Origin of the sequence: Phyllobacterium endophyticum (assembly GCF_003010935.1) — a bacterium.
Taxonomy (GTDB): Bacteria; Pseudomonadota; Alphaproteobacteria; order Rhizobiales; family Rhizobiaceae; genus Phyllobacterium; species Phyllobacterium endophyticum.
Window position 1 is genome coordinate 413,667 of sequence record NZ_PGGN01000002.1, and the last position, 13,343, is coordinate 427,009.

16 protein-coding genes are annotated in these 13,343 nt (G+C 51.5%); 12 read left to right on the forward strand and 4 right to left on the reverse strand.

The annotated features are described in order from the left end of the window. Nucleotides 1-25: 25 nt before the first annotated feature. The gene (locus CU100_RS10065) at nt 26-868 is read right to left on the reverse strand and encodes a Hint domain-containing protein (RefSeq protein ID WP_106716453.1); all 843 of its coding nucleotides are present in this window, start codon (nt 866-868) and stop codon (nt 26-28) included. 494 nt (nt 869-1,362) lie between these two features. Between CU100_RS10065 and CU100_RS10075 the strand changes: the two genes are divergently transcribed. The 12 genes from CU100_RS10075 (at nt 1,363) to CU100_RS10125 (ending at nt 11,501) form a co-directional block, all read left to right on the forward strand. Next, on the forward strand, nt 1,363-2,613 hold the full coding sequence (locus CU100_RS10075; RefSeq protein WP_106716454.1) for a tyrosine-type recombinase/integrase: 1,251 nt from the start codon (nt 1,363-1,365) through the stop codon (nt 2,611-2,613). A gap of 47 nt (nt 2,614-2,660) precedes the next feature. After that, nucleotides 2,661-3,188, forward strand: coding sequence for a hypothetical protein (locus tag CU100_RS10080; protein ID WP_146141829.1), 528 nt, complete (start codon nt 2,661-2,663; stop codon nt 3,186-3,188). A gap of 79 nt (nt 3,189-3,267) precedes the next feature. Beyond that, nucleotides 3,268-3,453 carry a helix-turn-helix transcriptional regulator gene (locus CU100_RS10085; RefSeq protein WP_106716456.1) on the forward strand — a complete coding sequence of 62 codons (186 nt, stop codon included), beginning with the start codon at nt 3,268-3,270 and terminating at the stop codon, nt 3,451-3,453. Nucleotides 3,454-3,642: 189 nt separating this feature from the next. Beyond that, nucleotides 3,643-4,809 (forward strand): phage NrS-1 polymerase family protein, encoded by a 1,167-nt coding sequence (locus CU100_RS26835; RefSeq protein ID WP_170113794.1) that lies wholly within the window; start codon nt 3,643-3,645, stop codon nt 4,807-4,809. Continuing rightward, nucleotides 4,694-5,989: a phage/plasmid primase, P4 family gene (locus CU100_RS10090; RefSeq protein WP_245418986.1), complete on the forward strand. Its 1,296-nt coding sequence runs from the start codon at nt 4,694-4,696 to the stop codon at nt 5,987-5,989. The genes CU100_RS26835 and CU100_RS10090 overlap by 116 nt, the downstream gene beginning before the upstream one ends. 432 nt (nt 5,990-6,421) lie before the next feature. Continuing rightward, nucleotides 6,422-6,793, forward strand: a complete 372-nt coding sequence (locus CU100_RS10095) for a hypothetical protein (RefSeq protein WP_106716458.1) — start codon at nt 6,422-6,424, stop codon at nt 6,791-6,793. A gap of 5 nt (nt 6,794-6,798) precedes the next feature. Continuing rightward, nucleotides 6,799-8,199: a hypothetical protein gene (locus CU100_RS10100; RefSeq protein ID WP_106716459.1), complete on the forward strand. Its 1,401-nt coding sequence runs from the start codon at nt 6,799-6,801 to the stop codon at nt 8,197-8,199. A 430-nt stretch (nt 8,200-8,629) separates the two neighbouring features. Then, nucleotides 8,630-8,815 (forward strand): hypothetical protein, encoded by a 186-nt coding sequence (locus tag CU100_RS10105; protein ID WP_106716460.1) that lies wholly within the window; start codon nt 8,630-8,632, stop codon nt 8,813-8,815. Nucleotide 8,816: 1 nt separating this feature from the next. After that, the gene (locus tag CU100_RS10110; RefSeq protein ID WP_106716461.1) at nt 8,817-9,578 is read left to right on the forward strand and encodes a hypothetical protein; all 762 of its coding nucleotides are present in this window, start codon (nt 8,817-8,819) and stop codon (nt 9,576-9,578) included. Nucleotides 9,579-9,705: 127 nt separating this feature from the next. Next, nucleotides 9,706-9,921: a hypothetical protein gene (locus CU100_RS26565; protein ID WP_146141830.1), complete on the forward strand. Its 216-nt coding sequence runs from the start codon at nt 9,706-9,708 to the stop codon at nt 9,919-9,921. Nucleotides 9,922-9,967: 46 nt separating this feature from the next. Next, nucleotides 9,968-11,065: a hypothetical protein gene (locus CU100_RS10120; protein WP_106716463.1), complete on the forward strand. Its 1,098-nt coding sequence runs from the start codon at nt 9,968-9,970 to the stop codon at nt 11,063-11,065. Further along, nucleotides 11,052-11,501 carry a hypothetical protein gene (locus CU100_RS10125; RefSeq protein WP_106716464.1) on the forward strand — a complete coding sequence of 150 codons (450 nt, stop codon included), beginning with the start codon at nt 11,052-11,054 and terminating at the stop codon, nt 11,499-11,501. Before CU100_RS10120 ends, CU100_RS10125 begins: the two co-directional genes overlap by 14 nt. Nucleotides 11,502-11,515: 14 nt before the next feature. On the opposite strand, the gene CU100_RS10130 is transcribed toward CU100_RS10125, so the two are convergent. The 3 genes from CU100_RS10130 to CU100_RS10140 are packed head-to-tail and all read right to left on the reverse strand — an operon-like array spanning nt 11,516 to nt 13,304. Then, a complete protein-coding gene (locus CU100_RS10130) occupies nt 11,516-12,412 on the reverse strand; it encodes a hypothetical protein (protein WP_146141831.1) in 897 nt (298 codons plus the stop codon). Further along, a complete protein-coding gene (locus tag CU100_RS26840) occupies nt 12,369-12,647 on the reverse strand; it encodes a glutathione S-transferase family protein (RefSeq protein WP_106716466.1) in 279 nt (92 codons plus the stop codon). Before CU100_RS26840 ends, CU100_RS10130 begins: the two co-directional genes overlap by 44 nt. A 24-nt stretch (nt 12,648-12,671) precedes the next feature. Then, on the reverse strand, nt 12,672-13,304 hold the full coding sequence (locus CU100_RS10140) for a hypothetical protein (RefSeq protein WP_106716467.1): 633 nt from the start codon (nt 13,302-13,304) through the stop codon (nt 12,672-12,674). Nucleotides 13,305-13,343 lie beyond the last annotated feature (39 nt).

Genomic DNA, 13,343 nt, shown 5'->3' on the forward strand with positions numbered 1-13,343 from the left:
AGCCTGTGTTGCTCCTCACATCAAATCAACTGACAGGCTGTGCGGCGCGCGTTGCAATCCGCTTGTAAGCGTCCTGGATCGGATCGCGCAGTTGAATAAATGGCGATACACCAAGAAGCAGCAGCGCCTTCAGATGCTCCCGTCCGCTCTCGTAGCCGGCGAATGGCGCGAAAGGGGCCATTGGCGTGCGGGAATGGGCGGGATATAGCCGTTCATACTCGGCGAAATTTTCGAAAGCCTCGTGGTTGCTTTCCCGCATCAGGAAGCTCTCGGCGGGAGCGCCTTCGGCGAAGATCACCTCATGTTTATCCAACACGACGTGGAAATACTCGACATTCTTCTGCCCCGCGGGAAGGGTGCGCGTAATCGACATGCCGTTGACAAGTTCCTTCACCCGGATCAGGACGCCGTCGATCAAGAGTGCGTGGTTGGGGGAAAGGTAAAGGTCTTTTTCAGGTGTTTTGTCATCTAGCGCGTGGCGTGCAATACGAATCGGCGTGATGTTCTCACTCACGGAAGGACCGGCTATCGTGTAGGTGCGGCGACCGATCCACTTGATTGCGACGGCTTGCCCGCGCACGGTTTCAACCAGATCGCCGATCTTGAGATCTTCGATGCGGGTCTCGCCTTCCGGGGTCCTGATCGACGTGCCGCGCAGGAAGCAATTCCCGCCATCGCCATCACCGGAACCCTTGTCGCCACCGGGTCTGTTCCACCATTTGTTGCCCATGGCTTGCGCCGGTAGCGAGTGAAGCGCCGTTGCCGCGGCACTCAGCGCCGCAACTCGACCGCCTGTGGCAAGTACCACTCCTAGGAAGTGACGCCTTGCCCGGCTGGATGGCAAGGGTTTTTCTGGCTCTGATGACATAGTTTTCTCCTTGTTGTTCGCGTTACGCCGTTTCACTCAAAGATTACTATGTATCATCGTACATTATATTGAAATATAGGGAAGTCCCTAGATAAGTGCTTGAAGTGTACTGCAATAGGCGTAGATTAATTCTTTAAAATATGCACCATAGGATGAGCCTTACCTCTTCTGGTGGAGGTTCGAACTTGCCGGAGAATTTGTGGAGGAGTTAAGTCATAACGACAGGTGCACTACCATCGTGGGTGGCGCTACGGTGCTTGCCTGAAAGGCACTGCACGGAGTGGTCAACTGAATGAGGTGCTTGAAAAACCTGGTACGCCCAAGGGGAATCGAACCCCTGTTTGCGCCGTGAAAGGGCGACATATTTACAGCTTCTAAGAGTGGTTTAGAGGAAAATCATCTTTAGAAACAATATTGAATGCGCAACGCGCTCTATGCTTGTCTAACTCACTCCAAGGCAGTATATTGGACAAAGATTGGACACGGGGCACACAATGGCAAGGCGCGCAAAAAACTCAAAACTGGATAGCAGCACCGCTCGTGACAAGTTGGAACGACGGGGAAAGCCGCACTACCACAACGTGAAATCAGGAATCCATCTAGGATATCGACGCGATAAATCCGACGTTGGTAAATGGGTCATGCGGTACATGTTGGACGGTGCGTATGTGGTCGAAACACTTGACCAGTTGCCGGACGATGTTGAGGACGCCAACGGCAAAACGATCCTCGATTTCGATCAGGCTTGTGACTTTGTCCGCACGACTGCAACCAATCGCCAAAATCCTAATGCCTCAAAACGAGTCGGTCCCTACACAGTTAGCGATGCACTCGACGACTATCTGGAAGAACGCACAGAAAAAGGTAAATCCGTATCGGACAGCAAGAACCGAATTGAAGTGCTGATAAAGCCTGTCTTGGGGAAGATCGTCGCAGAAAAACTAACCGCCGATCAAATCAAGAAATGGCATCGCGATCTTGCGAAGCAACCGACGCGCCGTCGGACACGGAAGGGTGAGGAACAGAAGTTCGGCACGGTGCCTAACGATGAAGAGGCGATCCGTCGTCGTCGCGCTACGTCGAACCGTACCTTGACTGTGTTGAAAGCCGCATTGAACCACGCCTTCAAAGATAGCAAGCTTTCCAGCGACGTCGCTTGGCGTCGTGTCGAACCATTTGAAGCGGTCGAGGTCGCGCGTATTCGCTACCTGACAACCAAAGAGTCAAAGGCACTGATTGACGCCTGTGAAGGTGATTTCAAGAACCTTGTCATTGCTGCGTTGCAGACAGGCGCGCGGTATTCGGAACTTGCACGCTTGGTTGTTTCGGATTTCAACCCTGACACCGGAACGCTTTCAATCGCCAAATCCAAAAGCGGGAAATCGCGTCACATCGTGCTGCCTGACGAAGGCGTGACGTTCTTCAAATCGCTGACGGACGGAAAACACGCACGCGACATTCTGTTGTCGAAAGCGGGTGAGGGAACTTGGAAGGACTCGCACCAAATGCGGCCGATCGCTGAAGCGTGTGAACGTGCCAAGATCACACCGGCGATTAGTTTCCATATCCTGCGTCACACATGGGCGTCACTCGCTGTGATGAACGGTGTCCCGCTTCTGGTCGTTGCAAAGAACCTTGGTCACGCTGACACACGTATGGTCGAAAAGCACTACGGACACATGTCAAAAGATCACTTTGCCGATGCTATCCGTACCGGTGCCCCGACGTTTGGTGTGAACGCATGAGGTACAGTTGGTACGATATCGACTGGCTGATCGCCACACGGTCGGAAATGGATATCGAGGCGGAAGCGCTTAGCCTGACTGAAGAGTTCTATCCCGGTCATCGCGCCGACCTTGCTGAAGCGTTGCGGCGCATAGACGGCCTAGTCGATGCGGGAACTTACGTCGAACCGAAACCGCGCGAATTGACCGATGATGAACGCCAGATTATTGATCAGATGAAAGTGGTCGAAAACATGATCGCGTTGAAAAAAAGTCCCGATCCTGGCCAAGCGGCACGGATGAAACGCCTATGGGAAAAGGAGGATTTTGATAATAGCCCGACCAGTGAGATTTGGCACATCATGGACGTGTTGCTGACCGTTACCGGTCAGAAAGGACGTGTGCCAATAAATCCACCGTGGCGTAAGGCGACTGTGAACAATCAGTTGCACGCTATGCGACGGTTAGTGGACGAGGACGGTATCACACCACGTCAGGCGGCTTTGAGTGTGGCGACCGGTGCAGGTCGCGAGAATCAAGTTAAGACCTTGTGGAAGCACTACCGTCAGAAACAGAAGCTTCGGGGAAAGAAATAACGTCCATTTCTTTTCCAATGACCATCACTCTAATTTGCTTCATCGTCATCTTACGAACAACGGAAAGGATGACGACACCATGAACATTCAATCTCAAGTCTACAGTATCAAAGAGTTTTGTAAGGCCTTCGGGATCAGCGAACCCACGTTCTATAATTGGCGTAAGAAGGGTCTTGCTCCCAAAGTGATGCAAGTTGGCGGTCGCACATTGATCGCTATCGACGCCGTCAATGAATGGCGTCGCGAGCGTGAAAACGCCGCCTGAGATAAAAGACACCAAACCGCAAGACGACGGAACGCAACACCGATCTTAAACGGAAAAACCAGCCCGTCACGGCTGGTTTCCATAAATATGCGGAGCTTTCGATATGCGGTATTTAGATACCACCATTGCGCTTTTCGCGCAATATCTGCCGTTTGCCATGACGATCCTCTTGATCGTAGGCGGCGCGTGATGAGCAAGACAATCTTCGATCTTCGTCAGTTCGTGAACTGGAGGATGGTCACGGACGATCTGACCGGCCGCGGTCGGAAAGTCCCATTCAACCCGCAAACCGGCCGTTCGATCGACCCGCACCATGAACTGAATTGGAAGTCATACGACGAAGCGGTTGCCGCAAGTCAGAATGTCGGTTTCGTCCTGACGGCAAAAGACCCTTACTATCTGTTCGACATTGACGACGCGATCGGTGCGGACGGTCAGTGGATACCGGAAGCCGTTACGCTCTATCAACAGTTTGTCGCGGCCGGTGCGGCGGCGGAAGTCTCACAGTCTGGAAAGGGAATGCACCTTGTCGGCAAGTGCGACCAGTTGTTGACGTCGAACCGGCGGAACAAATTCGGCAAGGAACTACGCGGCAAGAACTGGTTGGAATTCTATACGCAAAAGCGGTTCATGGCATTGGGTCAAGGCTTCACGGGACCGTTCGCCGACACAACGGGGTTGATCCTGTCCGTGGTTCCTGAACGCGCACCTGACGAACCTGACACGTACGACACCAGCGGTCCGCGACCGGATTACACCGGACCAACTGACGACGACGAATTGATTCGCCGACTGTGTTCGTCACGTGGTTCGATGAACGCCATGTTTGGCGCTACAGCGACGCCGGGACAGTTGTTCGAGGGAAATCTAGCGGTACTGTCAAAACTCTTTCCATCGCCTTCAGGTGATGCGTTTGACCGGTCCAGTGCCGACGCCGCGTTGTTGGGTCACTTGGCGTTCTGGACCGGCTGTGACGCCGAACGAATGGACAGGATATTCCGTCGGTCCGCGTTGGTCCGTGACAAGTGGCTGAAGCGTGAAGACTACCGGCGCGACTCGATAGAGTTCGCCTGCAAGGGTTGCAAACAGGTGCATAACACGCCGCCGATCGAATGCGCCACTGTGGTTGCGCTTGACGGTGATGTGATAGTTCCGATCGCTGCCAACGAAGCGTCAGCCGCGACGGAGTCTTCAATAGCATCTAATACTTGTCGAACGGTTCGGCGCGCGGTTGCGGTATGTGGCCAAGTGGGGATCGTGGTTGCAGTTCGACGGTCAGCGATGGGAAACCGAGCACACATTACTTGCATCGCATCTGGCAAGATCGATCTGCAACGAATTCGCCTCGAAGCTTGAAGCGTCTTCATCCTTGTACCGCAAGCTTGAATCGAAAAACACCATAACGTCGGTTGAAATTCTAGCGCGTGCTGATCGCAGGATTGCCGCGTTGGTCGATCAATGGGACGCCGACACCATGCTGTTGAATACTCCTGACGGTGTGGTCGACCTTCGTACTGGTCTGTTGAAGCCCCACGATCCGGAGCATTACTTGACGAAGATCACCGCTGTCGGACCATCGTCTGTCGTTCATTGCCCTGTGTGGTTGGCATTCCTGCATCGCACGTTTGCCGGTGACGTCACCATGTTGTCCTACGTCCAACGTGCCTTTGGGTATTGTCTGACGGGAAGCACGAAAGAACATGCGTTGTTCTTCGGTCATGGGACAGGCGGGAACGGCAAGTCAGTCCTGTTGAATGTCCTGACGGGCATTCTTGGAGATTACGCCAAAATCGCTTCCATGGCGACTTTTGAGGCGACGTCAGGCAATCGTCACTCAGCTGAACTCGCGATGCTTCACGGTGCACGTCTTGTCACCGCAAGCGAGACGGAAAGCGGTAAGAAATGGGCAGAAAGCCGGATCAAGACTATCACTGGTGGTGACCCGATCACCGCACAGTTCATGCGACAGGATTACTTCACGTACACCCCGCAATTTAAGCTGTTGTTGGTTGGCAATCATCGTCCAGGATTCCGCGACGTTGACGAAGCGTTGCGTCGGCGCATTCACCTTTGGCCGTTCGACGTGACGATACCAGCGCACGAACGCGATCCTGAACTAAGCGACAGGTTGCGTGTTGAATGGTCCGGTATACTGCGATGGGCTATCGAAGGTTGTCTAGCATGGCAGCGCGAAGGTTTGAGTGCTCCTGTGATGTTCAGAAAGGCGACGACGGAATATCTCGACAGTGAAGACGCATACGAAGCATGGATCAGTGATCGTTGTGTCCGTGACGTCAACAGCTTCGAGAAGTCATCAGACCTGTACGCTGATTGGAAACGATGGGCCGAACAAACCGGTGAACAGGTCGTCAGTCAGATAATGTTTTCTAAATCGACAACGGACCACGGCTTCAGACAAGCGCGGTCGGAAGGTGGATCAAGGGGGTTCACTGGATTGAGGTTAATAGAACCAGTCTCGCAAAGGAGATTTGATGAGGCGTTTAATGGATCACCACCGGGTGCCAATCCATTCTGACAAATGTGCCCCGCTTCGTGCGGGGTTTTTGTATCCATGACGCATTTGACGCATTTGACAGGTTTTCAAATTGATCCTCCATATACGTGTCACCCGCGTATTATACATATAGAAGGTCATTACAAAATCGGGTCAAAAGCGTCAGAAGCGTCAAATGCCCTGTTCTGTGATGGTCAACAGTGGTGAATTCGAGACGTCATCGATACGGTTCGAAACTCTAAAAATTAAACCCAACTTTTCGCGTATTTTTCCGTCCGACCGCCTTCAGAGTCGTGTCGAAAATTGGCGTTGACGCTCCGACAAGGCGATAACGACAGCAATATACAGGAACTTACAGTAACATATACAACGACTTAGGTTGAGCTTTCTGCTATCTGTCTAATATCCTGTCCAATTAAGGGCATTTTTAGACGAAAACTACCCGGTAAATCTATGTCCGACACCGTCCGATTGCCTCCCATTCTACCACCCAAACCACGCGGTCCAAAGGCGTCCTTGTTGCGCATCGACCAATTGGACGGTCGTACCACGACCGCACGCAATGTCCGTGCGCTCTTGAACTCCATTACATCAGACCTTGGCGGACATGACGCACTATCGGAGGCGCAACGCATCCTTGTCCAACGTGCCGCTGTCTTGTCAGCGGTGTGTGAGGATTTCGAGATGGCTTACCTTTCAGGACAGAAGGCCGACATGCAGTCTTACAACGCTACGGTCAACGTCCTGCGTCGCGTGCTGGACACGCTAGGATTGGAACGCAAGGCGAAAGACCTCGTCGACCTTCAGACCTATATTAAGGGTTGACCACGATGGATATTCTAACCGCGTGCAACGATCCTAAGCTCTTCAAGAGGTGGTTCAAAGACCCGTCGACCTATGAACGGTGGTTCGTCTTCCTAAAGGCGACATTCGGTCTTCCGATGTTACCTCATGAGGTAACGATCTATCAGCACCATACTGGCCGCACCACTTTACCCACAGGTCAATTCAATGACGTGACGTTGGTGGTCGGTCGTCGTGGTGGCAAGTCGTTCATATCGGCACTCACAGCCGTCTATCTCGCCGCGTTCCACGAATACCATCAGTACCTCGCACCGGGTGAACGCGCGACCGTGATGATCATCGCGGCTGATCGTCGTCAGGCACGGGTCATCATGCGCTACATCGGTGCGATGCTGAACGGCATACCCATGCTCAAGGCCATGGTCACGAACCAAACGACGGAAGGTTTCGACCTATCCAATGCGACGCGTATCGAAGTCGGCACTGCATCGTTCCGTGCGACCCGTGGTTACACGTTCGCAGCGGTCCTCTGTGATGAGATAGCGTTTTGGCGTTCGGACGAAGCGTCTGCAAATCCCGACAGTGAAATCATCGCCGCGTTGCGTCCCGGTATGGCGACGATACCGAACTCACTCATGATCGCCATGTCATCACCGTACGCCAAACGTGGCGTGCTGTGGAACAATTACAAACGGCATTATGCTAAGGACGACAGTCGTCATCTGGTCTGGAAAGCTTCGACGAAGGAAATGAACCCCGTCGTTCGTCAATCGTACATCGATGAAGCATACCAAGATGACCCGGCCGCTGCGTCTGCGGAATATGGCGGTGAATTCCGTTCTGATCTTGAAGCATTCGTTCCGCTTGAAGTCGTCCAGGCATGTGTTGATCGTGGTGTGATAGAACGTGGCTACATCAGCACCAACACCTATCGTGCCTTCGTCGATCCGTCCGGCGGTAGTGTAGACAGCATGACGTTGGCTGTCGGTCACAGGGAAGGCGACAGAACGATCATTGACGCCGTTCGTGAGCGCAAGCCTCCATTCTCACCGGAAGCTGTCGTTGATGACTTCTGCGACCTCCTGAAGCTGTATCACGTCGCACGCGTCACAGGTGATCGATACGCCGGTGAATGGCCTCGTGAACAGTTTCGCAAACGTGGTATCGCGTACGATCTGTCCGAACTGGTGCGATCCGACCTTTATCGCGATCTATTGCCGGTCCTGAATTCCGGTCAAATTTCGTTGGTGGACAACGAAAAGATGGTGAACCAGATCGCGAACCTTGAACGTCGCACGGGCAGGGGAAAAGACATTATCGACCACGCACCGGGTCAGCACGACGACTTAGCGAACAGCCTCGCCGGTGTAGTCAGCCTGACAACCAAGCGTCGTATGACCTACAACATCGACGCGTGGGGAGATTAAAGTAAAAGTTGATGTATATTGCTATACACTCCTATAACCAGCAACAAATGCGGATTATATACGCGAACATGCCGTTGACTCCTCAGTATTACCAAGTAAGCTGTTCGTATGAAAACCGGACACACTATCACTGTCAAACTAACCGAAGCGGAATATTGTCTTTATCTTGACGCCGTTGCCGTCATAGGGGGCGACATTTCAACTCTAGTACGTCGAAGCGTTCGAACGTTCATCAAGAACACCGAGGTGAAGAACAATGATCTATAAGCGAAGAGACGGCACGTCATGCGACGAAACTGAGGCATTATTGCCGGGCACAACTGCGATGCGTGACGGGTACTCTATAACCGTTCCCCTTCAATTCAGAGATAATCGAACAGTACATGATGGACCGCTCATCAGATCAATTCAACCACAGGGAACTAAACCAATGGATATCACAGACACGATGCTGCGTGATGCGCGTCAGCGCATGGCAGCGGCACGCCAACGCATGATTGATCGTGACGCATATGCTCCGGACAACGGCCACATTTCGACACCAGTGTTCGTCGACGCCAAAGACGGCCGTGCACGTCAGGACACCGCATACAACAAAATGAAAAGGGGTTCCTAAGATGAACATGATGACAAATCACATTCAGGCGGCACTCACAGGTCAGTCGCGTCCGAATATTACAACACTGACGAAGCTGGTCGCCGAACAGAAAGCCATCACCGAACGCGCTGAAAAGCTTCTTGCCGATGCGAGAAAGACAGCGACCGATCCTCTCGAATGGGAAGTCGCGGTATCCGACGCACAGCGACTGATTCCGCATCTGGAGATGGATTTGGAGCGCAACAAGAAAGCGCTTGTCATCCTTGAACAGAAGCTTGCCGCCAAGAAAGCGGCGTTGCCAGCTTTGCAAAAGGATTATCAATCGGCGCTTGTCGAACGTTCCAACTTGGCTGGACGATTTAATGAAACCATTCAGCCGCGCCTCATCGACATTTACAACTTCGTCGCAGATGCACAGCGGAACCGGCAAAGGCTTGTTGCTGTGGCGGCAAAGGGTGAATTCGAAGTCGATACTACGCAGGGTAATTTTCCTGTCGCCTTCATCGAAGCGGCAATCGAGTTTTTCGCCGCGATTGGCATCAGTGCACCTGTTGCAGCAGTTCCAACAGATGGCGATTTGCCGTTGACGTTCGAGGTCACCAACAAGGGCAACGGTCCCCATCGTCTATATGATGCTCAAGACCGCGCGATTATCATAATGGTCGGCGAGACCAAGGTTGTCACGCTTTCGGAAGGTGGTGCGAAGGCTGCACGGTCACACCCTGACCTTGTGATCAAGGAGGTAAGCGGTCCGAAGCTGATACCAGAAGAGGACGCCTGAAATGGCGACCGCGCATCATCATTTCAAAGTATCACGCGCGTGCCCGGTCGAGCCAGAATACGAACGGGCACGCGCAAAGCGTGACGCAGTCCGCGCGGCGTTAGAAACGGAATACGTGAGTCACGCGATGGCTATTGCCAAAATCCTGGAGCGTCTGGACGCTTCCGATCGGGCGAACGATATCGGCAATGCCTGTCGCGGCCGGTCACCTGTGATTGTGTCGGCGGAAGCATTGGCACGTGGCATATCGCCTACGTTTCAGTCAGCGCGGACCGGCGTCAAGATCGCACGATTGCGCGATATCGTTCGGTTGCCGCGTTTGGATGGTGGATGGTTTTTGTGAATTTCCTAACTTGCAGAATGCATCCGTCACCGGCTAGGCTGATCAAATGGTGGGCTTCTACAAATTCTTGGACAAGGCAGCGGTGCATTACCTCCTTGAAGGCAGCTTCAAGTTTGGCAGGTTGAAGAAGTATCGGCTGATGGAGGCCATCACTGGGGACCAGTGGATAGGCGATAAGAATGAGGGAGTGCAGACCACCGTCATCAACGTGGTCATAGGCGATGAGCCGAACTCAGAGCTTGCAGACGCGCTGTCGGCAAGCGGTCATATCAGGATTGATGGTCAAGCAACAAACGTGAGCGTCTCGGAAACTTGCATAATCGAGGAGTTCGACTGCTTTGCGTTTTGCTTCTCGCATGGCGACCTGTCCGCGCTTTGCTCAAGTATGAGTGATCCCAAGCGTGGTGACTTTAGCTATGACGGTTGCGTGGAGATATTGGACCCTGACGCGTTGGTACAGCTAATACTGTCTCATGGGATTTGTTTAGGTAAGCCCGTCTCTGAACTGTTTGTGGTCGACGCAAAACACGTGACTTATGAGGATGAAGTTGAGCACGACTTCAGAACAGATCTGAAGATTTCCCCGGGCAACCCATTTCAAAAGAGCCTTCTATATAAGGATCAATGTGAAGTAAGGATTGTTCTTGTTCCCAAGGAAGGGCCCATACTGAAAGATGACATTGTTGTTAGCATAGTCGGAGCGCTGTGCCCCGTAGCGTCTATCGATATATCGGGCAACGTGAACGCCGCTAGCTTGGAGAAGACGCAGGAAGTACTGAACCCTAATGAGCAGGACTGCATTGCCAGCCTCAAGTCGCTCATCTCAGATTGGAATAAGGTGAAGGGCGAAATCCGCGCGAGTGCATCTCCTCCCTTGTATCCATATTCAGCCGACCCTGAGAGTTGGCGAGCGGAGGCCCATAGGCAAATTGATTTTGAAAGTAGGGCTATAACTGAGGCTTTTGAGGTTTACCGCAAACCGTTGATTGATGCTTACTGGGGCATAAGAAGGCTGCCGAGTTGCGATAGAGTGGACGACATGGTGCTAGTGTCGGCTCCATGGTTGGTGCTGACAACAACCCTCCAAAGATATCTAGCAGAGCACTTGGGTTTGCCTATCGGTGGTTGGAATGATCAATGGTGAAAAAAGGACGACCATGGAAATGATCGCCCCCATCGGTGGCAGGCCTTCAGCGTATAACACTGGCGTTGCAGCAGAATATTTCGTTCTTTCGCAGCTTTATAGGATGGGATTTGAAGCTTACATAACTTTTGGTAACCGAAAATCGATCGATATCAGAATCATTTCTTCCACCGGTGCGGCGGCGACCATCGATGTTAAGGCGGTCAAAGGTTTTTCGTCGGTCATCATCAATAACGTTGTACCAATCCAAAATCATTTCATTGTAGCTGTCATATACAATGATCAATTAGCGAACCTTCAAACCTATCCTGAAACTTTCATTATTCCGAGCCAAGAAATTGAATCCGTGGAAAGCCGATGGGGCACCCAACGCCGATTGCTCAAGCGTAATCTTGGATTGTTCAAAGATGCGTGGGAACTACTGAACGTTGTTTAGACCAACCTTTCGCTTCAGTCTTTGATTTTTCGCCGTGGAGCGCGCTCCTGTCTAGCAGTATTCGTGCGCTCAGGAAGGGACGGCGGCGGAAGTTGTGTGATTGGGGGGCCATCCATGGGAGGAAACGATAGTTGGGATGCTATCTCCCACAGCTTCAGCTTCCCTTCTGATTCAGACAGAGTCTCTCCGTCAGCGAGCGTTGTTGTTGTAGGAGGGATCATCTTGATCTCGATTGCCCATCCTCGCTCGACCCTCGACAATATGGCTTCCAATGCCCAATGAACATGGTTGCGTTGCTCGTTTTTTCGAGGCGTCTCCTTAAGGTCTCCGACCAGCTTTTCCGTTTGAGACGTGATCTCGGCGGCGATAAACGTCTTAATTTTCTCTTCCAGCTGACCTTGAATATTTCCGTCATCCAACGCCGCAATTTTTGCGGCATCAGAACGTAGCTTTCGGATTTGTTCCACTTGTTTCCAAGTGTTAAGCGCCCACGTCACAGCAGCACCAATGACAATAATTGTTTCCTGTGCTAGTCCGAAAAAAAAGAGCGGATCTGATGTGGAAATTTGTTTCACTTCGATCGGTTCGGCTGAACCTGTGGTTAATTCTGAAAAGGCGCGGATGATACTCTGTACCGCACTTAACTCGCGTATAAGATTAGACAATTCATTATCAAAAAGAGTTCGAGGGAGAAGAAAACCTATTTCCGGATTTCCATCCGTTAGCTCATGTGACTCGATCCCCAAGACAACAAAGTCATCTTGAATCTGCTGAAGTCGATTGAGGTAAGATTCACGCTCGGCCAAAAGGGCTTTCAGGTGATTTAATGCGACAGCCGGTGCGGCAGGATTAACGGCTATTAGATCGCTAGTTTCTTTTGCCAGGTCCAATGAGAAAATATTTGAGCGCATTTATTTCTTGCAGCTGCTTTTTCTGCGCCGGTTGAATATCCTCTTCCAATCTTCTTAAAGCGTTAGACAACGAGTCCATTGCAGACGTATAGGACTGCTGAAACGACGCGTCTGTCGGAGAGCTAACCAAGTTTGTCAGAGCATTATAAAGATCAGTTAGCAGTTGTTGGATTTGGTCTTCAGCTTCTTTCGAGATCAGAAAATCTACGATCTCACGCAAACGCGTTGTATTCATGTGCTATCCCCCCGGCAGACGTTATCACCTATAGTCTTTTAAGCCTCTCAGATAGTTTTTGAAGCCCTCTAGATCACCTACCTTTCTAGACGAAAGGTCATTGAAAGCTACTTTATTCAACTTTCTGAGTGCCTTGTCTTCAAAACCATCGTATCCAATTTGCTCATGCGCGCTTACAGCTAAATTTTGGCACCACTGCCGTATTTCATCTGCTAGGTTAATTAGCTGTTGGGTGTCGTAGCGGCTGTCGGAAATCTGGCCATGGAAAACCTTGTCTCGTAGCGTTTTTCCATTTTCGATGGCTCGGTTGAGGTTGTTATAATTTGGCCCGACCAGAGCTTGCAAGGTAAGGCCTGACAAGTCTTCAATACCAACGCGGAAACCTCCAAGATACACGCGTGCGCTCCTTAAATGATCTTCCATGAGCGTTTTCTCGGTAGGACTATCTAGTGCACTGATTAGGTCCGACTGATAGGCCAAACACATAAAAAGTTTTCGCATTTGCCTCTCTGCTTTGATCCAAGATAAGCAGAAAATATCGACCCCTAGTTTTGACGACTTTGAATTCTTGAGCAGAAGGTCGATGTTAGAGAACTCTTCGTTGTATCCAGTTGTAAATTTTGGCGTTTCCTTTCCGTTTTCACTGTTGTCCAGCATTCTTTTAATTCTCCTTGATTAACCGACGTTGGAAGACGA